The following is a 22085-nucleotide window of genomic DNA, read 5'->3' as shown; positions in this document are numbered from 1 at the left end:
GGTCGGGCGCGTTTTCGCGCGCCCGACCTCTTCGGTCAGTCGGCCATGGCCTCGGCCAGCTCCTCGACCTCCTGGATGACCGGTTCGGGCACCCGCACGGGCCCGGGGGTGTAGGTGACCGACCGCAGTCTGCCGGTGAATCGGAAGGTTCCGCGTCGTTCCCTCAGATCCCACACGACGGGTCCGCGGGCGTCGACGCCCACCGAGATCCCGGTCCACGGCGCCATGCCGACCAGCTGGAACTGGTCGTCGAGTGTGGCCACGTCGGTGGTGACCCCGGCCGAGTCGGTGAGGGTGACGGTGAAGTTCCACCGAACGGATTCGGTGGCCTCCGCCCGCACCTGCACGCCCACCACATCCGCACCGAGGGGCGCGGAGGTGTGCGCGACGCGGCCGTAGCTGTTGACCGCGAACATGATTCGGCCGTCCTCGACGTAGAGCACGTATCCGCCGTGCGGGTCACCGTGCGCGACGAGCACACCTTCGTCGCCCGCGGCGATCGCATGGGTGGCGACGTCGATGGTGAAGTCGCGGTACTGGATCAGCACACTGGACCGATAGCGTTCCAGCGTCGGCGTGCCCGCGAGGATCTTCACCGGCTCCGCGAGGCGACGCTCGTCGGGTCGCCGCTGCACGGCCTTGCGGTCGTTGAGGATCGGGAACACGGTGTTGTGCCACGCCGCTCGATCCCACGCCTCGGCGAGTTCCCGCACCTTCTCGGGGAAGAGATGCGCGACGTCCGTGGTTTCGGCGGGGTCGGATTCGACGTCGAACAGTTGCCACTGCGGATCGTCGACCCGGGTCGGATCCGTGTGCAGCGACAGCAGTTTCCAGCCGTCCCGGTAGAACCCGCGGTGACCACCGAACTCGGCGTACTGCTCGGTGTGCGGGGTGGGCTGCGCGGCGTCCCGCAGAACGTCGGCGATGCTGACACCGTCGCGCTCCTGGGCGGGAAGCCCGTTCCGGTGGCTCGGAGTTTCGAGTCCGGCGAGATCCAGGAGCGTCGGGGTGATGTCGGTGACGTACGAGTACTGCTTGCGCAGTCCGGTGTCGCCGCCGGCGCGCCCGAGACCCGCCGGCCAGGACAACAGGAACGGCACCCGGACTCCACCGGCGAACGTCTGCCCCTTGTAGAACCGGAACGGGGTATTCGACGCCTGTCCCCAGCCGCGCGGGTAGTGGACGCCGATCTTCTCCGAGCCGATCAGTTCCTCGTCGTGCGGAACGTCGCGCACCCAGTCCGACGGGACCGGTCCGTGCACGAATTGACTGAAATACGAACGCGTTCCCGCCGCGCCGCCCTCGGCGGTGCCGCCGTTGTCGGACGTGAACACGATGATGGTGTTGTCGGTCTCGCCGAGTTCGTCGAGGGTGTCGAGCACCCGCCCCACGCTCTGGTCGATGCTGTCGACCATCGCGGCGTAGACCTCCTGGTACCGGGCGAACCGCAGCTGCTCCTCTTCGGTGAGCTCGTCCCACGGCGGCGCGTCGTAGCCGGGTTCGGTGTTGCGCTCGGCCATCTGGGTGCCGGGCGGGAAGAAGCCTGCCTCGAGCTGTGCGTCGAAGCGGCTGCGTCGCACTGCGTCCCAGCCCTCGGTGTAGCGGCCGCGGTACTTGGCCAGGTCTTCGGGCTTGGCCTGGTGCGGTCCGTGCATCGCGATGTGCGAGAAGTACAGGAAGAACGGCTTGTCGGCGTCGTGTGCGCGCAGGCTCTTGATCCGCGAGACGGCCTTGTCCGTGATGTCGTCGGTGACGTAGTAGTCCGACGGATACTCCTCGACGTCGACCACGGAGTTGTCGGAGATCAACTCGTTCGGGTAGTAGAACGAATTCAACCCTTCGAGCGAGCCGTAGTAGCTGTCGAATCCACGCTGCAGGGGCCAGGAGTCGCGGGTGCGACCCGGCGCGAGGTTGGTGTCGCGCGCGAGATGCCACTTGCCGACCGCGTGCGTGGCATACCCGTTCGCACGCAGAATCTCCGCGAGGCTGAGCGCGTCGTCGGCGAGTTCCATCCGCAGGCCGGGGAAGCCGGGATCGAAGTTGGCGACGCTGCCGTAGCCGGCGCGGTGCGGGTTCAGGCCGGTGAGCAGCGCCGCGCGAGCCGGTGAGCAGACCGAGGTGGTGTGATAGTTCGACAGCCGGTAGCCACTGTCGGCGAGCCGGTTCAGGTTGGGCGTGTCGATCTCGGAGCCGAACGGTCCGATGTCCGAGTAGCCCATGTCGTCGATGAGGATGACGACGATGTTCGGCGCACCGGCGGGGGCTTTCGTCTCCGGCGCCCACCACGGCGTCGACTCCGCACTCGTCCGCCCGATATGTCCGCCGAATCCGTCGTACCCTCGCGCGCCCGAAGGGATCTGCTGCCCCCCGGAACCCTGCCCGTCTCCGCTGGTTGCCGAATCCGTCACAATCACAATCCCTTTCACGATCCGAGGCGTCTTTCCCCACAGAATCGGAGAAATATTTCCCCGTGCAATCCGGGAAATACTACGGTCGCCCAAGGGCCCGTCGAGTAGTTAGAATCATGCAGATTTCAACCACTGATCGAACTTGGTCGGGCCTCCGAGCCGGTGCTAGCTTCGATCCCATGGGTACCCCGACCAGCTGCGATCGCGCCTCCATGCGGTGTCGCTGCCGTAGCTGAACGTCCCCTCACGCCTCTCGTCGTCCGGACAACGCGATCCGGGTTGTTCACGGGTTCCGCGTATCTCCTGCCCTTCCCACTTCCCTTCGGGTGACCCTTAGGACACAGCCATGTCTTCTCGTTTCCGCACGTCGACCACGCACCGGCGACGGGGCCTTGTCGTGTCGGCGGTTGTCGCTGCCCTCGTGGTGCTGGTCAGCGGGTGCACCTCGGCGGTCGGCCTGCAGCGGTCGGGTACGGAATCGGTGCTCCAGCCGGGAGAGGACGTGCCGACGGGCGGGACGGCGCTGATCGGTGTCGGTGCCGACCTGATCCCGGCGACGTTCCTGTCGCTGGGCAACAACCCCACCAACGGCGGGGTCTCGGCCAACGTCTTCGACACCCTGGTCCAATACCCGCACGGCAGTCTCGAGCCCGAGCCCCGGCTGGCCACGGCGTGGCAGCTGTCGGACGACGGACGTCGTCTGGAGTTGGCGCTGCGTGACGATGTCCGCTTCCACAACGGCAAGGAATTCACGTCGAGAGACGTCGAATTCACGTTGCGGACCTACACCGATCCCAGTTGGAACGCGCAGTTCCGGCGCACCGCGGCAGCGATCACCGCATTCGACACCAGCGACCCTCACCGCATCGTGCTCACCCTCTCGCAGCCGACCGGGAACATCTTCGACCTCCTGGCGGTCGCGCCCATCCTCGACGGCGACACCGTCGACGGGCTGAAGGAGGGGCGGGTGTTCAACGGCACCGGACCGTTCACGTTCGTCTCCTGGCAGCCGAAGGTCGCGCTGTCGCTGGCCCGCAACGCCGACTACTGGGGTGATCCGCCCCACCTGGACGGCGTGACGTTCGCCGTCGTCTCCGACGCTCAGGCGCTCGTGACCAAATTGCGGACCGGCCAGATCGACGCCGCCTACGATCTGCCGTCGCTCGACGCCGAACTCGCCGTCTCCCGGGGCGGGTTCCGCTCCCACGTGCTGGAGGGGGCCGAGTCCGATCAGTACATCGGGATCAACGTCTCCGCACAGCCGCTGAACGACGTACGGGTCCGGCAGGCGATCGCGTACGCGATCGACCGGGACCGCATCCTCACCGACGTCTACCGCGGCAAGGGCTACGCCTCGAGCCTGCCGTGGCCGCGGACCTCGCCGGCCTACGACGAACAGACCGCGAACACCTACGGCCGGGACGAGGAACGGGCGCGCGCACTCGTCGCCGAGATCGGTGACGTCCCGACCATTCCGCTGAACTACCCCGCCGACCGCACCTCGCGGATCATCGCCGAGATCATCCAGGCGAACCTTCGCGACGTGGGCATCGACGTCGACCTGATCCCCACCGACGCAGCCCAGATGACCAGTCTGCTGGTGGCCGGCCAGTTCCCGGGGCTGTGGGTCACCCAGCACGGGTTCGCGCAGATGACTCCGTCCACCCTGGCCGTGGCCGCCTTCCCGTTCAACGCGGTGAAGAACGCCTCCAACTTCCTCGACCCGGAGTATCAGGCGCACGCGGTGGCGGCCTGGCAACAGCAGGACCCCACGTCACCCGCGGCGATCGACGCCTACCGCGCGCTGAACGCGGATCTGCTGGAGTCGCTGTTCCTGGTGGAGGTCGGGGTGGTGCAGACCGAGGTCGTGGTGTCCACCAACCTCGGCGGGTTCGACTGGTCCCGCACCAACGACCCGCGCTTCGACTCCACGTACCTGCTCCGCACCTGATCCGGCGACCGCCCGCTCACCCACCGACACAGGACTCGACATCATGGTGACCTATCTGGCCAGGCGGCTCCCGTCGGCCGTCCTCGTACTCTTCCTCGCCTCACTCCTCATCTTCGCGATCCTCCGCCTGGTTCCCGGCAGCCCGGAGGAGACACTCGCCGGGGCGGACGCCTCACCGGAACAGTTGGCGGCCGTGCGCGCCGATCTCGGTCTGGACCGGCCGCTGGTGGCGCAGTACCTGTCCTGGCTCGGTTCCCTGTTCCGCTTCGACCTCGGCAAGTCCTACATCGTCGGCGGGTCGATCGGTGACCTGATCGCCTACGGTGCCCAGAACACCGTGGTGCTGGCGGCGTCCGCGCTGCTGATCGCGGTCATGTACGCGCTCGTCGTCAGCACCGCTTCGGTGATCTTCCGCAATCGGGTGCTCGACGCCGTGGTGACGGTGAACAACTCGATCGCGGCGGCGCTGCCCATCTTCATCACCGGGACGCTGCTGGTGCTCGTGTTCGGGATCCTGTGGCCGATCCTGCCGTCGGGTGGGACCCCACCCGACGGGTTCCTGACCCGGCCCGACATCGCCGCGCAGTATCTGGTTCTTCCGGCGATCACCTTGGCGATACCGGCGGGGGCCGCCCTGACCCGATTCCTGGTGGAGGCCTTGCACACCGAGCTGCGGCAACCGTACGTCGTGACGGCCCAGTCGATCGGTGTCAATCGTCGCCGCATCGTCCTGGCACACGCGCTGCCGAATGCGCTGCCGTCGGTGTTGACCGTTCTCGGACTGACCGCGGGCGGGTTGCTCGGCGGGGCCGTCCTCGTGGAATCGATCTTCGTCTGGCCCGGCCTGGGGCTTCTCACCGAGGAGGCGATCAACAGCCGTGACTATCCGCTCGTGCAGGTGCTGCTGGTCCTCTCCGTCGCGGTGTTCGTGGTGCTGCAGCTGCTCACCGACGTCGCCCACGCCTGGCTGGATCCCCGTATCCGATTGGGAGGACAGGCATGAGTGAGCTGGTCGATCGTGATCTGACGACATCGGAAGCGTTGCCCCCCGGTGGCCTCGCGGACCTGCGGCCCGGCCTGGTCCCGGAAACCCCGGCGGATCGGGATCCACGCCGCAGCACGGAACCGCTGTGGCGCAGCCTGACCCATGGCCGAGGTCTGGCCGGCGCGATACTCGTCGGAATCGTGGTACTCCTCGGGGTGCTGGCCCCGGTACTGGCTCCGTTCGCGCCGGACGAGCAGTTGGACGCGTCGTTCCTCCTCGGCCCCAGTTCCACACACTGGCTGGGCACCGACGACGTGAACCGTGACGTGTTGTCCCGGGTGCTGTTCGGTATCCGGGCCGACCTGGGGATCGTGTTCCTCGCGGTGCCCGCCGGCGCGTTACTCGGATCACTGATCGGCCTGGTGGCCGGCATCCGGGGGTACACCGACGTCGTCGCGCAGCGCGTCTTCGACGTGATCCTCGCGTTCCCGGCGCTCGTCCTGGCGATCGCCCTGACCGCCGTGCTCGGGCCCGGGGTCCGCGCGATCGTGCTGGTGATCGTCCTCGCCGAGATACCCGTGTTCGGCCGGCTCATACGAACGTCTGTATTGAAGGTGCGCGAACTTCCCTACGTCGAGGCCGCCGCGGTCTCCGGCGCGAGCACCGGCTGGGTTCTGCGCAAGCACGTACTGCCGAACTCGATCGAACCGCTCGGAGTGCAACTGGCACTGTCGATGTCGGTCGCCGTGTTCATCGAGAGCGCGATGAGCTTCCTCGGCATCGGTGTGGTGCCACCGACTCCGTCGCTCGGCTCCATCCTCAGCGACGGCAACCGCTATCTCGAAACCAACCCGCAGTTCGCGGTCGGCCCCCTGGTGATCGTCTCCCTGCTGACACTCGGCTTTCTGCTGATCTCCCAGGCATTCGCGCACGTGCGGCGCCTGTAGAAAGGACACCTCGTGACCGCAGCATCCACTACTCCCGCCCTCGACGTGACGGACTTGCAGGTGGCGTTCAGCCACCCGCGCCCCGCCGTCCGGAGCATCGGCCTCCGGGTGAACCGGGGCGAGATCGTCGCGCTCGTCGGCGAATCCGGATCCGGCAAGTCGATCACTGCCCGCGCCGCGATGGGACTACTCCCGCACACCGCACACGCGACCGGCTCCGTGAAGGTCGACGGCGTCGAGGTGCTCGGCGCATCCGAACGCGAACTCGAAGCCATCCGCGGCGGACGGGTCGCGATGGTCTTCCAGGAGCCGCAGACGGCGCTCAATCCTGTGCGCACGGTCGGCTGGCTGATCGGTGAGGCCCTGCGTGCCCACGGCCACTCGGGCCGAAAGCAATTGCGCGAACGCGCCATCGAACTGCTGACCCTGGTGGAGATCCCGGAGCCGGACAAACGCATCGACTACTACCCGCACCAACTTTCCGGCGGCCAGAAGCAGCGTGTGGTCATCGCACTGGCCCTGGCCAACGACCCCGTCCTGCTCCTGGCCGACGAACCCACCACCGCGCTCGACGTCACGGTGCAGGCCGACATCCTCTCCCTGCTCCGACGGCTGCGGGACCGCACGAACGCCGGCATCCTGCTGATCACCCACAACCTGGGTGTCGTCGCCGATATCGCCGACAGCGTGGTGGTACTCCAGCTCGGCGAGGTCGTCGAACGCGGTGAGGTCACCGAGATCTTCGCTCGAGCCGAGCACGAGTACACCCGGCACCTGCTGGACTCGGTCCTCCGACTTCCGCAGCCGAGCGACGTTGCTGAACCGGTCGCCGAGGTCGAAGAAGCAGGCACACCGGTCCTGGACGTCGACACCGTGTCGGTCGTCTACCCAGGTCGGCGCGGTCAGGCGGCGTTCCGCGCGCTCGATAACGTGTCATTGAAGCTGGCCGCGGGTGAGGTGCTCGGCGTGGTCGGCGAATCCGGTTCGGGAAAGACCACTTTGGGTCGCACGATCGCCGGATTGATTGCTCCGGCGACCGGGGCGATCAGCGTCGACGGCCGAGATGTCGCCGCCACCCGCGGATCCGCGCTGCGGGAACTGCGTCGTCGGCTGGCGTTCGTGCCGCAAGATCCCGCCGCCTCGCTCGATCCCCGCTTCACGCTCGAGGAGAGCATCGCCGAGCCCCTCGACATCCACCGGGTCGGCACCCGCGCCGAGCGACGCAAGAAGGTTGTCGACCTGCTGGACGCGGTAAGGCTGCCGACGTCGTTCGCCACACGGCTGCCGTCCGAGTTGTCGGGCGGGCAGCGTCAACGGGTCGCTTTGGCCCGGGCCCTCGTGCTGGAACCCACCCTGCTGATCGCCGACGAACCGACCAGCGCCCTGGACGTCTCCGTGCAGGCCGACGTGCTCGAACTGTTCGCCACCCTCCAGCGTGAGCTCGGCTTCGCGGCCGTGTTCATCAGCCACGACCTCACCGTGGTCGAGCGGGTGTCCACCACGGTCGCCGTGCTCCGGGCCGGACAGCTGGTCGAGACCGGCCCCGCCACGACCGTGCTGAACCACCCTCAGCACGACTACACCCGGCGACTCGTGGCCGCTCTCCCGATCCCGGACCCCGTGGCACAGCGTGCCCGGCGACGAGCGACGAGCTCTGAGTCACTATCCCGACCTCCGAAATCCAGACGGCCGATAGATGAACGCTGATCGGCACGTTCCGAACGCGGCGCCACTACCGGACGCTGGTGACCCGCCCTTGTCCAGTAGAGGTAGTCCGTTGACCCTTTCCGCAACGGGACGGTAAGTGGGACATCGCCAATTAGGTTCCACAGCTCGGAGTCACTTTCTGGGCCTACAACCTGCGGGTTCTCAACGTCGTGTCAGTGCGTGATTCTCACGAACTTGTCGGAATCCTCAGCCTTGCCGCCATCCGTCAGCGGATGGTTTAGCGGGACCGCACGCCGACGCCTCGCATGGTGTGGTCTGGGCTGATGCGAACAGTCCGTTCTCGCAAAGGCCCGAGGTGAGGTCGCCGAGTGGATGGGCGGCTTCCCGAGGAATGGACCTCGACTGGTGTTCCGAAGGGGCGGCGGTGTTTCAGCCGGATGCGGGGCCGTGATCCGACTCGAGGCGGTCGGTGTTTCGGAGTTCGGCGTTGATGCGTCGGGCCTCGGCGAGTTGATCTTCGAGGATGATGATGCGGCACGCGGAATCGAGCGCGGTGCCCTGGTCGATCAGTTCGCGGGCTCGGGCGGCGGGACGCAGCTGGTATCGGGAGTAGCGGCGATGGCCGCCCTCCGAGCGCCCGGGGGTGAGCAGCTTCGCGGCATCGAGGCTGCGCAGGAATGCCTGTGTCACGCCGAGAATCTCAGCGGCATGACCCATGCTGTAGGCCGGGTAGTCCTCGTCGTCGAACTTCCCGGCCGGGTCACGGTCGGGCGAGTCTTCCTGAATGGGGGGACACCTTTCCAACGGACAGGGCCCCCGGCGCCGTGAGGCACCGGGGGCCGGTTTCATTTCCTTGTTCACTGCACTTTTGCCGGCTGTCGGGCCTTCGTGCCGCCCGGCCGCCGCCGGACGTGCCCGGGGCCTTACACACTCACATCAACCCTTGCCCGGCACATCCGTCTCTTGCGGTACTGCTCTGCGGGCAGTTCATCCTCTCCCGCACCTCGTGAACTCTTTCCTTGCGACGAGAGGAACTCTACAACAGCGACACTTCAATGTCTACAGTCACCACTACAGATATTCTGGAGCGGTAGACCGGGGATTTCGCACCCGCCAGCTTTTCTGTCCACGTCGGCGGCCGGTCGCTCGACGGCCCGGCTCTCGGTGATCGATGACGGACGACGAGGTCGGCAGTCGCAGTAGGCGTCGAGATGTCCGCTTCCTCAGATCAGGTGCGGTCGTCCCGATCCGTCGTCGGGGTGGCAGGATCAGTGGTATCGAGATCGGGAATTCGATGTGAGTGCCCGGATCGACATTCAGGGAGTATCGGCATGGCGCAGGGCATTGTGAAGTGGTTCAACGGCGAGAAGGGCTTCGGTTTCATCGCGCCCGACGACGGAACTCCGGACGTCTTCGTGCACTACTCGGAAATCTCGGGCAGCGGTTTCAAGTCGCTCGACGAGAACCAGCGTGTGGAGTTCGAGGTGGGCCAGGGACAGAAGGGCCCGCAGGCCACAAATGTGCGGCCTGTCTAACTAGTCTGCGGGACCGCACCCGATGGGTGCGGTCCCCATTCGACAGCCGGATGAGGACGGGCCTGCGGCATAGGTCATAGATCCGGTGGACTGCGAGGGCAGCGGATTGATGGGGTCGCTGTCCGGGGTGACCTTTTGATCAGGGTCGAGGGGAGCGCCTCGAGTGCGCTCGTTGTTCGCGTGGGGTCCGACGAAGTAGTGGGCTCAACGGCCTCGATGACTGAGACCGATACCGAACCCTCACTGGCGCGTTCCGGAAGCCGCACCGTGACCGGAAGCTCCTGACCTGCTGGTGTCCTGTAGAGGTGGTCCGGTCTGAGCCTGTCCACACTTCATACGACCGGGATCCCTTGTCGGAACGCCGCGTCGGCTGCCCAAGCACGTAGCCCTCACGACAGCGCCGCCGAGACCAAGGCACTCTGCGGGTACCGTGGTCCATAGGTGACCCCGAGTCCGCGACCTTCGTGTCGCGGTTCACCGAGAACTTGGGGCATGAAATGCGCATACCGTTCCGCTCGACCACCCAGCACGGGACCAACCGGTCGACGCCGAGCATCGTCCTAGCGGGGTCGTCGACCGCGGCATTGTGATGGAGAACCGCTTTCAAGGCGGCCGCCTCGGACACCTGATTGCATGCGTCAGCATTGTGATGGAGGCCGTCGCTCGACGCGACCGGTGGCAGATTGCCCGCAACACGACGGGCCCTCTGCTCGAAGAACTACTCGCCGGCCGCTACGACCACAAATTTGTCACCGTTGATCGGCCCTACCACCGCGGTCTCGACGGTGCACCGATCGCCGTTGCCGACAACCGGATCGCCATCGTCGTCGGAACCGTACCGACGGAATCCGACCATCATCCGAGAGTCCCCGTGACCGCGGTCCTGGTGGCAGCACCTGCTCATCCCCTCCACTGGTTGGTCGCTGCCCTCGACGTCGACATGTTCGTGGACAACGATTTTCAACGCCGGGTCCAATTCGGGACCTTCTCGGAGGATGCGGACCTCGCCGTCATCGCCGCCCACGGGACACTCGACACCGAAGCGGCGGCCATCGACTGGGACGATCCCACAGTCGTACTGCACAACAGCGAGAACGGCACGATCACCGTCGCAGACGTCATTGCCGACCTCGCCAAGTGGGACAGACGTGGGTGGGCGTGGATTGCAGAGGACCGGAACGAGTTCGTCAGCCTCTATCTGCGCGCCAAACACCCCGAACTCGTACGCGAGTACTCGTACCCCTGAAGGCACCGTCCGCATGAATGCTGGCCTGATGATCCGCCAGCAGGGAAAGATCGGTGATCAGTCACCGATCGGCAACGGTCACCGATCTGAATAGACCGGTTGCGCGTGCCGGGCGAAGCCTCAGCTGCAGACCTGTGGTGCGGCGAGAAACAATCCGCCACAGATGAAGACGCGGGAGAGCTTCCACTCGTTGTTGAAACGCACGAAGGGAATTGGTCCCACCGCGTACGGTTCCATGCCTTCGATGTGGCCCTGCCCAGTCGCGTTGACCATCTCTGGGCCGACGGGTTCCACGGCGGTGAATTGGATGTATTGGGGTGAGGGCTGGGCTCCCCAGGCCCGCGCGATCGGCAGGGTCTGGTCGCTGGGACCATCCAGGAGTCGCGCCCGGTCCTCCTCGCGTATGGAGTAGTTGGTGGTGGCGTTGTACAGGGCGGTCAGTTGCTCGGCGGTGGGCACGAGATCGGTGATCGGCGACGGCGGCGGTGCGAACTGTGTGGATTGGACGAAGACGGTCGGATCGCGTGTTTCGGTGTCCTCGGGCGAGCAGGCGCCGGCGATGGTTGCGATCGCGACAAGAGCGCTGGTACCTATCGCGGCTTTCCTCACCCTCATGATCCAGCTATCGCCCCAAGTCGACGCAACGTGACAAGCGCGTGCAAAACCGACTCCCTGGTTTGCTCTCCATCATCGATCGGCACTCCGCAGGTTTGAATATCCCGCATTACCAGTAGCGTCGTACGCTCCGAGGATCAGCACGGCAACCGGCCGACTGGAGCCGACGAAGCCGATCGCCAAAACCGATCTGCGAGTCCTGATTGCGTGCTTGATCCAGGATCGGCTCCGCTGCCCGGAAGGCAGATTGATGTCGACCATTCGACCCAAATTCCCTCCATTACAGCACTTTTCGCGGAAATCGGCATAATTCAACTGCTCTGATTTCCCAGTGCAGAGGAACGGTGATGGGCAGGCCGCCGACGTCCTGGATGACCGAATCCAGCTCAGCAAGCTCCGCCCGCCGATCCAGGTGCGGCGCGCTCATGAGGTCCAGGTCGTCGAACGCCAGGACGTCAAAGGGTAAGAATGTCACAGGGATTCGTCGTTGCAACGGCTTCGTCGCGTGTGCAATCCCCATGCGGCGCTGAAGCAGTCCGAACGAGGGCCGGCCGTGATCAAGTACGACGACCTCGCCGTCGAGAACGATGCGTCCGCGGCCGCCGAACGCCGCTGTCAATGCCTCGGCGATCTCCGGATACGAGGGTGTCACCACGTTCATGGCGCGGGTCCACAGCACCGGCTCGCAGCCGCCCACCGAGGCCAGCATCCGGCACCCGTCGTACTTCATCTCGAAACTCCACGGACGGTCCGTGTTGGCCGGGAGGGCACCGGCCGTGGCCAGCATGGGCGCGATCAGACGCATACGCCCGATTGTGCCCGTGACCTGGGAGCTACGCAGGTAGAAGGCTCAGGACAGCGCCGGCGGCGGGCGATAGGTACTGGGTCAGTGCCAGGAGTTCCACCAGAGAACGATAGGCACCAGCCAAGGTGTCCACACCATCCAGCTGTCGCCCCCGCGTTACACGGTGACCACTTGCATGCGGGTCGATCACGTGAATGACAACGCAATCCTTTGTGCACGTGGGTATGCGGAAGACCAGCCGATTCGTCAAGCGTATGTTCACGCTGCTCACGTGACGCTGAACCACCAGTACGCGATCTGTGCCAGACCGTTGGCGATCGCATAGAAGGCGGGCTGCGCCCACTCGGGAATGCCCCAAACACTCAGGTCGTCCATGGCGTCCTCCACACGTTGAAGTTGGCCCCGACAACTACGTATCGCACGCGGCGACGGGGGATCGGAATCACGTCATCACCTCCGGGGTTAGTTGAATGGAAGCGACTGCCACCACCGCACTGCGTTCCCTAGTGCCACGATGGCAGCCGTGATCTCAGGGAAAGCGTAGAAAAATCCCAGGTCCAACATGGCGAACTCCTTGGTCGGAAACGGGCTCAGTTGAATGGAAGCGCACCTCCTGCGCTGTGTATCGACCGCCGGAGGCGGATCGGTACAGCTACCCAATGAGTGGGCCCCATAGGTGCAGGCCGAGTGATGGCGGATTCACCCCAGATCGTAAAGAGAAACAGGCCGCCACGCACCTGCCAATCCGCGGAACACCGCAGATCAGGAACCGTGATCAGATCACCGGTCTGGGCAGTGAGTGGCGACCTGTTGCTCGTCGCGGTTGTCAGAGTGGATCGTCCCTCCGATATTTAGCCTCGGAGGGAGTCCGCAGGCGGGCCGAACGTCCGACCGGGACACCTGGTGATCCCTGGCCTTCAGACGATCAGGACTGCGCCGGGACGAGAAACTTCACCGCGACGCTGAAGGCGTATTTTCCTGGGCTGTCCAGTAGGGACTCGATGAGTGCATGGCCTTCCTCATCGATGCTGAGGATTTTGAACTTCGAGACCCCTTGAGGGTGGAGCATCACCGTGTCGCCAGTTGTCATACCCGCGCGGGTTCCCGGATTCTCGGTCATAAGACATGACTAACCCGTCCGGTTTCGGTGTCAAGCCACCAAGTATCGCTGGGTTCGAGCTCCGAGCAAGATGTGCTGCCGCCAAGTCCAGATGGGACTGATCACTGCGCTTGCTTCATCGCCCGTCTCCGCTTGCTGTACGTCATCCGGCGCCTCGACCCCAGAGATCCGCCGCGCCGCGCTTTAGGCACTGGCGGGTAGCGCGAGATCGCCGGCGCTAACCCGTACTGGACTCGCTCGGGGCGACGATCCCGGCGACATGGAGGAACGGATCCGGCGTGCCGAAGCGGCCGGGCTTCCCCTCACACTGAGGTAGTCCTGTAGGCAGCGGTAAGGCGATTCAGTGCTTGATGCCGAGAACGCGCAGCGCGTTCTGCTTGAAGATCAGGGGCGCGACCTCGGGTTTGATGTCGAGGTTCGCGAAGTCCTTCATCCAGCGGTCGACCTGGATGACGGGGAAGTCGGAGCCGAACAGCACCTTGCCGCGGAGCATGCTGTTGGCGGCCTTGACCAGCTGCGGCGGGAAGTACTTCGGCGACCACCCGGACAGGTCGATGAAGACGTTGGCCTTGTGGGTGGCGATGGAGATCTGCGAGTCGACCCACGGCACCGACGGGTGCGCCATGATCACGGTGAGGTCGGGGAAGTCGGCGGCGACGTCGTCGAGCAGCATCGGGTCGGAGTAGCGCAGTTTGATGCCGTGGCCGCCGGGCAGCCCGGCGCCGATCTTGGTCTGACCGGTGTGGAACAGGGCGGGGACCCCGGCCTCGGTGATGGCCTCGTAGAGCGGGTAGAACTGCCGGTCGTTCGGTTCGAATCCCTGCATGCTGGGGTGGAACTTGAACCCCTTCACGCCGTAGTCGTCGACGAGCCGGTGCACGCGCCGCACGGCCGCCTTGCCCTGCCAGGGGTCGACGGATCCGAAGGGGATCAGGACGTCGTTGTGGCGGGCCGCGCCCTCGGCGATCTCCTCGACCGAGTTGGTGGGGTGTCCGCTGGCCGAGGCCGCGTCGACGGTGAACACGACCGCGGCCATGTTGCGGGCACGGTAGTGGTCGGCGATCGCGTCGATGGACGGGGTGCGTTCCTCGCCGGACTTGAAGTACTTCTCCGAGGCGGCCATCAGTTCGTCGTCGAGGGACCGGTGCCCGCAGCCGTCGATCTCGACGTGGGTGTGGATGTCGATGGCGTCGATCTTGTCGAAGTCGATGCCGTACTCGTACTTGGTGCTCATCGGGCGTTTGCCCCCTCGGGAAGTTGTGTGTTCGACTCGCCCGCAGGTGCTTCGGTGCGGGTGGTTTCTTGGGCGGCGCGGAACGTGTGGGCTTGATCGATGTACCAGTCGATGGCCTCGGGGTTGGCCAGTGACCCGCGGTTGACGGCGGTGTCCGGATTGTGCCCGGCGAAGAGCTTCTTGATCGGTACCTCGATCTTCTTGTTGGCATGTGTGATCGGGATGGCGGGTGCGGTGATGATCTCGTCCGGGACGTGTCGCGGCGAGGTGTGTTCCCGAATGGTGCTGCGGATTCTGGCGTCGAGTTCGGCGGACAACCGCACGCCGGGGGCGAGCGTCACGAACAGCGGCATGTAGTAGCCGCCGTTCGGTTGTTCGAGGCCGATCACCAACGAGTCCGACACTTCGGGAACGTGTTGGAGTGCGGCATAGATGTCGGCGCTGCCGAGCCGGACTCCGCCCCGGTTGAGGGTGGCATCGGATCGGCCGTGCACCACGAACGTGCCGTCGGTGGTTTCGGTGATCCAGTCTCCGTGGGTCCAGACACCGGGGAACTTCTCGAAATACGAGCTGCGGTACTTGGCTCCGTCGGTGTCGCCCCAGAAGAACACCGGCATCGAGGGCATCGGGCGGGTGATGATCATTTCCCCGACGTCGCCGACGACCCGGTCTCCGGTCTCTGACCACGCCTCGACGGCGACGCCCAGCAACGGGCCTTGCAGCTCGCCGAGGTGCACCGGCTCGAGCGGGTTGGATCCGATGAAGCCGCTGCAGATGTCGGTGCCGCCGGAGTCGGAGCCGAGGTGCACATCGGGTTTGACGTGTTCGTGGACCCAGAGCCAGGTGGAGTCCGGGAGCGGGGATCCGGTGGAGAGGATCGCGCGTAGGCGGGACAGGTCCCAGTCCGTGTGGGGTTGCAGACCGGATTTTTCCACCACGCACAGGTAGGCGGCGCCGGTGGCGAACATGGTGGCGCCGGTCAGCGCGATGATCTCGAACTGGCGGTCCTTGCGGCCGAACATCGGTGAGCCGGCGTAGGTGACCACCGATGCTCCGGACATCAGGTTGTTGACCAGGGTGTTCCAGACCATCCAGGAGGTGTTGGCGGCGACGTAGTAGAGGTCGCCGGGGCCCATGTCCTGGTTCAGGCCGGTGCCCTTCAAGGCCTCCAGGGTGATGCCGCCGTGTCCGTGGACGATGCCCTTGGGTGCGCCGGTGGTGCCGGAGGAGAACAGGATCCACAGCGGATGGTCGAACGCGACGCGGTGGTAGTCGGCGTCGGCGGTATCGTTGACCAGGTCCGCGAAGGCGATTCGGGCGCAGTCCGGTTCGGGTGCGGCCGGATACGCGTTGCGGACGACGATGGTGTGCCGGACGCTGGGCAGGCCGGCTTCCACCGCTGTCAGGTGCTCGCGCCGGTCGAAGTCCTTTCCGTTGAAGCGGTAGCCGTCCACTCCGATCAGGATCTGCGGTTCGAGCTGGCGCAGGCGGTCGAGGGTGGCGGCCGCGGACAGGTCGGGTGAGTTGATGGTCCAGATCGCACCGATGCTCGCGGTCGCCAGCAGTCCGATGATGGCCTCGGGCAGGTTCGGCAGTACCGCTGCGACACGGTCTCCCGGTTCGACACCGAGCCGTCGCAGGTGCCCGGCCAGGGAGGCGACCTGGGCCTCGAGTTGCCGCCAGGTGAGCTCGGTGACGGCGTTCTCCTCGGTCACGGTCAACAGTGCGGTGGTGCCGGCGAGGGCGGGGTCCTGGGCGTGCCGCAGAACGTTTTCGGCGAAGTTCAGTGTCGCGTTCGGATACCAGCGGGCGCCGGGCATCCGTTCCTCGGCCAGGGCGGGTCCGTCGAATCCGTCGCCGAGGACCCCGAAGTATTCGCGGACCGAGTCCCAGAAGGCGGACAGGTCCTGCACGGACCACTGCCAGAGAGCGCGATAGTCGGTCAGGTGGACGCGCCGGTGCTCACCGACCCAGGTCATGAAGTCCCAGAGTCTGGACTGTTGTTGTTGTCGAACGGTGGGCTGCCACGTGACGGGCCGGCCAGCGGTGGACTCGCTGAGAGGTGACATCGTTGGTCCTTGTCTATCCGAGCCGGGAGGGGGCGCGCTCAGGCACCGCCGCGAGCAGTTCCAGCAACTCGCCGAGGGCGCCGATGACGAAGTCGGGTTGGTGCTCGGGCGGTGCCTGATCCGCGTCGGCCGCCGAATGCGTTCCGGTGGTCACCAGGGCACCCAGCGCACCGCCCCGGCGTGCCATCGCACATTCGAGGGTGAGGTCGTCGCCGATGATCAGCATCTGTTCGGGAGCGACCTGCAGGTGTCGGGTCAGGACCTCGAATGCCTCGGGGGCAGGTTTGCCGAGTACGCGGTAGGGGCGCTGAGTGACGTGGCTCAGGCCCGCGGCGATGAAGCCCGATACTCCGACGTTCAGGCGGTGTTCGGAGGCGAAGGAGCGTGCGTCGGAGGTGCAGTAGATCGGGGCGCCGTCCAGGACGGCTTCGGCGGCGATCTGCAGCTTGTTCCGGCCGAATTCGACGTCCCAACCGATGACGACCGCGGCGGCGTTCGTCGGTTCCCCGGCCAGGGCGCGATCGAGGTCGACGACGTCGAGGCCGCGGGTGAGGAAGTCGTGTTGGACTCCGGGCCCGCCGAACACGAGTAGGGGCTGGCCCGGATGCAGGATCTGCATGGTTTCGGCGGCCACGACCGCGGGGGTGAGGACCTCCTCGTCGCGGACGTCCAGATCGAGGGAGCGCAGCGATTCGGCGATCTGGTGGGGTGTCTGCATGGAGCCGTTGGTGAACACGGCCATGCTCCGGCCGGTGCGGCGGACCAGATCGATGGCCTCGTCAGCGCCGGGCAGTGCCCGTCCGCCCTTTCCGCTGGGGCCGTCGGAGATGACGAGGCAGCCGTCGATATCGAACATGACGCCGCGGACATCGGCGAGCCGGGTAAGGAGTTCGTCGCGGTTCACTGGGTTCCTCCGGTGGTGTTGCGGCGCAGTTCGACTCGTTCGGTGCCGCGGTTGACGGCGAGGTACTTCCAGCGGGGAAGTTCGTGGGCGGCGCGGATGAACTCGGCGATGGTGGTGACCGGGGCACCCTGCCCGGTGGTGCCGGTCGGGGACCAGCGTGGAGCCGGTCCGGCGGCGAGCATGGAGTCGACCTGGTCCTGCGGAAGCACCATCCGCAGCAGCAGTTCCTCCTCGGGCAATTGTCGGCCGAAGCGGCGGGCGTACTCCTCGTGCAGTTCCGTCAGGGTGGGTTCGGGCACCTTCTTGTCGAGTTCGCGGGCGCGGGGCAGCGCCGACACCTTCTCGAGGACCTCGGGTGCGATCTCGCCTTCGGGGGTGCCGAAGTGGCCCAGCACGAACCGCACCACTTCGTCGGGGATCCGGCTGTAGCGCTCTTGCCCGGACTGGGCGGCGAGCACATTCATCAGCGCCTGGCTGCCGACGAACTGGCTGAACGGGGTGACCATGATGGGGTAGCCCAGGTCGGCGCGCACGCGGCCGGTTTCCTCGATGACGGCGGGCAACTGCTCGAGCATCCGCAGTTCGCCGAGCTGGCGTTTGAGGGTGCCCATCATCCCGCCCGGCACCTGATGGACGTGGAAGCTCAGGTCGTACTCGGTCGGTGCCCCGGCGGGCAGGTTCTGGGATTTGGCGATCGAGTAGAGGATGTCCGCGGCCGCTGTGGCGGCCGCACGGTCGGCCTGCACCGGGATGCCGAGGGCGTCGAGGTTGCCGACCAGGTTCTCGAGTCCGGGCTGGGCGGTGCCGTTGGAGAGCGGACCGAGACCGGTGTGCAGGACGTCCACGCCGAGCTCGGCCGCCACCAGGTACAGGTGTGAGGCTGCGCCGGTGGTGCAGTGACTGTGCAGTTCCAGAGTCTTCTCCCCGGCGGCGTCGCGGACGCCGGGGATCAGTTGCCGGGTCCGTTCGACAGTCAGCAGCCCACCCGGGTCTTTGACGTAGACCGAATCGACGTAGCTGCTGGCGGTGTAGGCCTTGATGTTTCGGCTGTAACTCTCGTCGGTGTGCACGGGGCTCTCGGTGAACGTCACCGCCGCGACGATCTGTTCGATCCCCTCTTCCTTCGCCCACTGGGCGACCCGGAGCAGGGATTCGACGTCGTTCATCGGTTCGGCGATCTGCAGACGGCGCAGGCCATGGTGTGCCATCAGGCGCAGCGCCATCCGCATAACGGTCTCGGACGCCTTCTCCCAGGACATGAACCGCATGCCGGTGGTGATGGCGGACAGTGGGGTGTTGGGCATGACGGCCCGCATGCGGGAGATCCGTTCCCACGGGTTCTCGTTGTGCCACTTCACGCCCATCGACAGGTTGGTGGAGCTGGTGAAGTCGATGGCCTCGAAGCCGACCTGATCGAGCAACGGGCCCACGGCCTCGACCATGCCGGTGGTCAAACCGGTCGCGCCCCACAGGCTCTGGTTTCCATCGCGCAGGCTGGTGTCCACCAGACGGATCGGCTTCCGGCGCCCTGCTGAGGTGGTCGGGCGGGCAGCTGTCGGGTCGGTGACGAGCGTGGTCATCGGAGTGCTTCCTTTCGCTGGGCTTGGTGCTGCTCCCAGATCGGACCGAACCACGATGTGCTGACACCGCCGTGAATGAAATCGGGGTGTGAGAGCACGAATGCGTGCAGCGGCAGTGTTGTCGTGACGCCCTCGACGGTCACCGAGTGCGCGGCCGCCTGTACTGCCGCAACAGCGGCGTCGCGGGTGTCGGCGCGGACGATCAGCTTGGCCATCAGGCTGTCGTAGAACGGCGGGAACGAGTAGCCGTCGTAGATGTGGGTGTCCACCCGTACACCGGGCCCAGTGGGCCAGGACACGTGGTCGATGACGCCCGGGTTGGGCCGGAAGTCGTTGTCCGGATCCTCGGCGTTGATCCGCAACTCGATGACGGCGGCCGGCGGCACCGGGGGAACGTCGGGCAGCTGCGGGTCCTGCCCGAGGGCCAGGCGAAGCTGGGCTGCGACCAGGTCGATTCCGTAGGCCTCCTCGGTCACGGGGTGTTCGACCTGGATGCGGGCGTTCATTTCCAGGAAGACGACGTCCTCGGATTCGGTGTCGACGAGGAACTCGACGGTGCCGGCGCCGCGGTAGCACAGGGCCTGGACCAGTGCGCGGGAGGAGTCGTGCAAGACGGTGCGCCGACTTTCGGTGAGGCCCCAGGCGGGGCATTCTTCGATGAGTTTCTGATGCCGGCGCTGCACGGAGCAGTCCCGGTCCCCGAAGATCTGCGCGCCGCCCTGCCCGTCCCCGAACACCTGCACCTCCACGTGCCGGGCCGCGGGGTAGAAGCGCTCGAGGTAGAGCGCGCCGTTTCCGAACGCGGCCTGGGCCTCGGCTGCGGCCTGCGGGGCCAGCCGTGCGAGGTCCTCGGGGCCGGTGACCAGGCGGATGCCGCGGCCACCGCCGCCGTGCACCGCTTTGATCAGCAGGGGGTAGCCGATGGATTCGGCGAGCGGCACCACGTTGTTCACGTCGTCGATCTCGGTCGCGGGTGCGACCGGAACACCTGCGGCGACGGCCACCTTGCGGGCGCTGCTCTTGTCGCCGACGGCGCGCAGGGTCTCGGGGCGCGGGCCGGCGAAGGCGATGTTCTCGGCTTCGAGGAGTTCGGCGAGTTCGGGCTGCTCGCTGAGGAATCCGTAGCCGGGGTGGACGACGTCGGCGCCGGCGTGCACCGCGGCCTCGGCGACGTACTCCGGCCGCAGGTACGACTGACCCGCCTGTGCGGGGCCGATGACGATGACCCGGTCCGCCAGTTGCGCGGCCCGTGAGCCGATGTCGGCGGTGCTGGCCGCCAGGACCGGGCTGGCGCCGATGCGGCGGGCGGCGGCGACGATCCGCACGGCGATCTCGCCGCGGTTGGCGATCAGGACCACCGGCTGCTTCGTCGTGTCACTGATGGTCATGGCGTGCCTGCCTCGGTGACGACGGCGAGCGGCTGCCCGTATTCGACCTGCTCGTTGTCCTTGACGAGGATCTCGGTCAGGGTGCCGGACACCCCGGCCGTGACCGGGTTCATCAGCTTCATCACCTCGATGATGCCGATGGTGGTGTCGGGTTCGACGCGCTCGCCCGGTTCGACGAAGGGGGGTGCGCCCGGGGAGGGGCACCGGTAGAAGACGCCGATCATGGGTGCGGGGACGGTGGTTCCCTCCGGTGTGGGTGGTGCCGGAGTTTCCTCGACTTCTACCGGTGCGGGCGCGGTGGGCGCCGCCGCGGCAGCGGGTTGCGCTGGCGCGGGCAGGGTTCCGGTCGACGCTGTCGCTGTCGCCGGGGCTGCGGCGGGTGCGGGGAGGTCGCCGGTGCGGGAGAGGCGGACGGAGACGTCTCCGAATTCGACGGCGGCTGTGTCGTAGTTGCCGTCGTCGAGCTGGGTGACCAGGTCGAGGATGTCCTGCCAGCTCGGGGTGGTGTCGGTGCTCATCGGGTCTGTCCCTTCGCTGCGGCGGATACGAACCCGAGCAGGTTGGATGTGGCGCTCGAGGTGCGCTTGCTCTTTTCTTCCTTACGCTTTTTCCAGTTGGTTTCCGGGCGGGACTGCAGCAGCATGACCCGGCTGGTGCCGTCGCTGTCGTGCTCGAGGGCCCACTCGATGTCCTGGGGGCAGCCGTAGTGTTCCTCCACCAGCAACCCGATTTCGGCGAGCTGCATCAGTTCGCTGTCGCTGAGGCAGGAGACCTCGCGGCGGGCCTCGTCGACTTCCCGGAAGATGACACCGGTGCCGTCCGGGGCGGGCACGTATTCGTGTTCCTTCGACGCGATCCGGCTGCTGGTGAGGGCGGGCCCGATCTTCGTCAGCCAGTACTCGTCCGGCGTCACCTCCCCGGAGACCACGGACTGTCCGAGTCCCCAGCTCGCGTTGATGGCGATCACGGACCGGTCGCCGGTGCGCGGGCTGACCGTGAACGTCACCCCCGCGACGTCGGCGTCGGCCATCAGCTGCACCGCGACCGAGATCTTGGACGCCTCGGCGGCATCCGTCTCGGACATCCCGGCGCGGTAGGCGATGGCCTGCGGGGTGTACAGGCTCGCCCAGCACTCGCGGACCTTCGCGATCACGTCGTCGGCGCCGACCACCCAGAGGTAGGTTTCCTGCTGTCCGGCGAAGCTGGCCGCGTCCCCGTCCTCGTCGACGGACGAGGACCGCACCGCCACCGGGATACGGTCGGTGTCCCCGGTGCCGCGACGACGGGCGGTCTCCCGGGACAGGGCGAGATACGCCTCGCGGATCTCGTCCTCGATCGCGGCCGGCAGGTTCCTCCCGAGGACCAGGGCCACAGCCTGATCGTGGGCGTCCTGCAGCGACTTCGAGCTGTCCGGATCGACGCCGAAGACCAGGTTTCTCAGTTCGGTGCGCAGATCCGAGTCGTCCCGGAAGTCCTCGTACGCATCGATCGTGACGGCGAATCCGTCCGGTACCGGAAGTCCGGCCTGGACCATCTCGCCGAGGCTGGCGCACTTGCCGCCCACCAGCGGGCGGTCGGTGGAGCGGACCTCGTTGAATTTCTTCGTGTACTTACCCACGGTCTTGTTCCT

At 66.4% G+C, this 22085-nt stretch carries 18 protein-coding genes; 6 read left to right on the top strand and 12 right to left on the bottom strand.

Annotated elements, in window-relative coordinates:
- Window positions 1–35 precede the first annotated feature (35 nt).
- On the bottom strand, window positions 36–2408 hold the full coding sequence (locus JVH1_RS20875) for an arylsulfatase (protein ID WP_009476249.1): 2373 nt from the start codon (window positions 2406–2408) through the stop codon (window positions 36–38).
- A gap of 346 nt (window positions 2409–2754) precedes the next feature.
- On the opposite strand from JVH1_RS20875, the gene JVH1_RS20870 reads away from it, so the two are divergent.
- Genes JVH1_RS20870 through JVH1_RS20855 form a run of 4 tightly spaced genes read left to right on the top strand, consistent with a single transcriptional unit; the run spans window position 2755 to window position 7998 of the window.
- The gene (locus tag JVH1_RS20870) at window positions 2755–4359 is read left to right on the top strand and encodes an ABC transporter substrate-binding protein (RefSeq protein WP_009476250.1); all 1605 of its coding nucleotides are present in this window, start codon (window positions 2755–2757) and stop codon (window positions 4357–4359) included.
- Between the two features lie 43 nt (window positions 4360–4402).
- Window positions 4403–5362, top strand: coding sequence for an ABC transporter permease (locus JVH1_RS20865; protein ID WP_043779997.1), 960 nt, complete (start codon window positions 4403–4405; stop codon window positions 5360–5362).
- Window positions 5359–6291 carry an ABC transporter permease gene (locus JVH1_RS20860; protein ID WP_043779998.1) on the top strand — a complete coding sequence of 311 codons (933 nt, stop codon included), beginning with the start codon at window positions 5359–5361 and terminating at the stop codon, window positions 6289–6291. The genes JVH1_RS20865 and JVH1_RS20860 overlap by 4 nt, the downstream gene beginning before the upstream one ends.
- 12 nt (window positions 6292–6303) lie before the next feature.
- The gene (locus JVH1_RS20855) at window positions 6304–7998 is read left to right on the top strand and encodes an ABC transporter ATP-binding protein (RefSeq protein ID WP_009476251.1); all 1695 of its coding nucleotides are present in this window, start codon (window positions 6304–6306) and stop codon (window positions 7996–7998) included.
- A 390-nt stretch (window positions 7999–8388) separates the two neighbouring features.
- Here the strand turns inward: JVH1_RS20855 and JVH1_RS20850 are convergent, their stop codons facing one another.
- Window positions 8389–8820 carry a MerR family transcriptional regulator gene (locus tag JVH1_RS20850; RefSeq protein ID WP_337460553.1) on the bottom strand — a complete coding sequence of 144 codons (432 nt, stop codon included), beginning with the start codon at window positions 8818–8820 and terminating at the stop codon, window positions 8389–8391.
- Between the two features lie 470 nt (window positions 8821–9290).
- Here JVH1_RS20850 and JVH1_RS20845 point away from each other — a divergent pair, with 470 nt between their 5' ends.
- Window positions 9291–9494: a cold-shock protein gene (locus JVH1_RS20845; RefSeq protein WP_009476254.1), complete on the top strand. Its 204-nt coding sequence runs from the start codon at window positions 9291–9293 to the stop codon at window positions 9492–9494.
- A gap of 649 nt (window positions 9495–10143) precedes the next feature.
- On the top strand, window positions 10144–10740 hold the full coding sequence (locus tag JVH1_RS20840; RefSeq protein WP_237735203.1) for a hypothetical protein: 597 nt from the start codon (window positions 10144–10146) through the stop codon (window positions 10738–10740).
- A gap of 120 nt (window positions 10741–10860) precedes the next feature.
- On the opposite strand, the gene JVH1_RS20835 is transcribed toward JVH1_RS20840, so the two are convergent.
- From JVH1_RS20835 to JVH1_RS20790, 10 genes are all read right to left on the bottom strand, one after another.
- The gene (locus tag JVH1_RS20835; protein ID WP_043780000.1) at window positions 10861–11355 is read right to left on the bottom strand and encodes a hypothetical protein; all 495 of its coding nucleotides are present in this window, start codon (window positions 11353–11355) and stop codon (window positions 10861–10863) included.
- A gap of 280 nt (window positions 11356–11635) precedes the next feature.
- Window positions 11636–12160: a hypothetical protein gene (locus JVH1_RS20830; RefSeq protein WP_237735204.1), complete on the bottom strand. Its 525-nt coding sequence runs from the start codon at window positions 12158–12160 to the stop codon at window positions 11636–11638.
- A 925-nt stretch (window positions 12161–13085) separates the two neighbouring features.
- Complete coding sequence (locus JVH1_RS20825; protein WP_009476261.1) at window positions 13086–13280, bottom strand: hypothetical protein; 195 nt, start codon at window positions 13278–13280, stop codon at window positions 13086–13088.
- A 340-nt stretch (window positions 13281–13620) separates the two neighbouring features.
- Window positions 13621–14514, bottom strand: coding sequence for a 4-hydroxyphenyl-beta-ketoacyl-CoA hydrolase (couO, locus tag JVH1_RS20820; protein WP_371113015.1), 894 nt, complete (start codon window positions 14512–14514; stop codon window positions 13621–13623).
- Window positions 14511–16583, bottom strand: a complete 2073-nt coding sequence (locus tag JVH1_RS20815; protein ID WP_009476263.1) for an acetoacetate--CoA ligase — start codon at window positions 16581–16583, stop codon at window positions 14511–14513. The genes couO and JVH1_RS20815 overlap by 4 nt, the downstream gene beginning before the upstream one ends.
- Window positions 16584–16596: 13 nt before the next feature.
- Entirely contained in the window at window positions 16597–17487 is an 891-nt protein-coding gene (locus JVH1_RS20810; RefSeq protein WP_009476264.1) for an HAD-IIA family hydrolase, read from the bottom strand.
- A complete protein-coding gene (locus tag JVH1_RS20805) occupies window positions 17484–19067 on the bottom strand; it encodes an HMGL-like family protein (protein ID WP_009476265.1) in 1584 nt (527 codons plus the stop codon). The genes JVH1_RS20810 and JVH1_RS20805 overlap by 4 nt, the downstream gene beginning before the upstream one ends.
- The gene (locus JVH1_RS20800) at window positions 19064–20455 is read right to left on the bottom strand and encodes a biotin carboxylase N-terminal domain-containing protein (protein ID WP_009476266.1); all 1392 of its coding nucleotides are present in this window, start codon (window positions 20453–20455) and stop codon (window positions 19064–19066) included. The genes JVH1_RS20805 and JVH1_RS20800 overlap by 4 nt, the downstream gene beginning before the upstream one ends.
- Window positions 20452–20973: a biotin/lipoyl-containing protein gene (locus JVH1_RS20795; RefSeq protein ID WP_009476267.1), complete on the bottom strand. Its 522-nt coding sequence runs from the start codon at window positions 20971–20973 to the stop codon at window positions 20452–20454. Before JVH1_RS20795 ends, JVH1_RS20800 begins: the two co-directional genes overlap by 4 nt.
- Window positions 20970–22073, bottom strand: coding sequence for a PEP/pyruvate-binding domain-containing protein (locus tag JVH1_RS20790; protein ID WP_009476268.1), 1104 nt, complete (start codon window positions 22071–22073; stop codon window positions 20970–20972). The genes JVH1_RS20795 and JVH1_RS20790 overlap by 4 nt, the downstream gene beginning before the upstream one ends.
- Between the last annotated feature and the right edge of the window lie 12 nt (window positions 22074–22085).

Origin of the sequence: Rhodococcus sp. JVH1 (assembly GCF_000280725.2) — a bacterium.
Classification (GTDB): domain Bacteria; phylum Actinomycetota; class Actinomycetes; order Mycobacteriales; family Mycobacteriaceae; genus Rhodococcus_F; species Rhodococcus_F jostii_A.
The sequence above is the reverse complement of the archived record's forward strand: the minus strand, read 5'-3'. Positions and strand labels throughout refer to the sequence as shown.

Bases quoted from the DNA above. Each gene is read 5' to 3' on its own strand.
- JVH1_RS20835 (WP_043780000.1), bottom strand. From the start codon at position 11,355: ATGAGGGTGAGGAAAGCCGCGATAGGTACCAGCGCTCTTGTCGCGATC.
- JVH1_RS20795 (WP_009476267.1), bottom strand. From the start codon at position 20,973: ATGAGCACCGACACCACCCCGAGCTGGCAGGACATCCTCGACCTGGTC.
- JVH1_RS20865 (WP_043779997.1), top strand. From the start codon at position 4,403: ATGGTGACCTATCTGGCCAGGCGGCTCCCGTCGGCCGTCCTCGTACTC.
- JVH1_RS20815 (WP_009476263.1), bottom strand. From the start codon at position 16,583: ATGTCACCTCTCAGCGAGTCCACCGCTGGCCGGCCCGTCACGTGGCAG.
- JVH1_RS20800 (WP_009476266.1), bottom strand. From the start codon at position 20,455: ATGACCATCAGTGACACGACGAAGCAGCCGGTGGTCCTGATCGCCAAC.
- JVH1_RS20845 (WP_009476254.1), top strand. From the start codon at position 9,291: ATGGCGCAGGGCATTGTGAAGTGGTTCAACGGCGAGAAGGGCTTCGGT.
- JVH1_RS20825 (WP_009476261.1), bottom strand. From the start codon at position 13,280: ATGACCGAGAATCCGGGAACCCGCGCGGGTATGACAACTGGCGACACG.
- JVH1_RS20860 (WP_043779998.1), top strand. From the start codon at position 5,359: ATGAGTGAGCTGGTCGATCGTGATCTGACGACATCGGAAGCGTTGCCC.
- JVH1_RS20805 (WP_009476265.1), bottom strand. From the start codon at position 19,067: ATGACCACGCTCGTCACCGACCCGACAGCTGCCCGCCCGACCACCTCA.
- couO (WP_371113015.1), bottom strand. From the start codon at position 14,514: ATGAGCACCAAGTACGAGTACGGCATCGACTTCGACAAGATCGACGCC.
- JVH1_RS20830 (WP_237735204.1), bottom strand. From the start codon at position 12,160: ATGCGTCTGATCGCGCCCATGCTGGCCACGGCCGGTGCCCTCCCGGCC.
- JVH1_RS20840 (WP_237735203.1), top strand. From the start codon at position 10,144: ATGGAGGCCGTCGCTCGACGCGACCGGTGGCAGATTGCCCGCAACACG.
- JVH1_RS20870 (WP_009476250.1), top strand. From the start codon at position 2,755: ATGTCTTCTCGTTTCCGCACGTCGACCACGCACCGGCGACGGGGCCTT.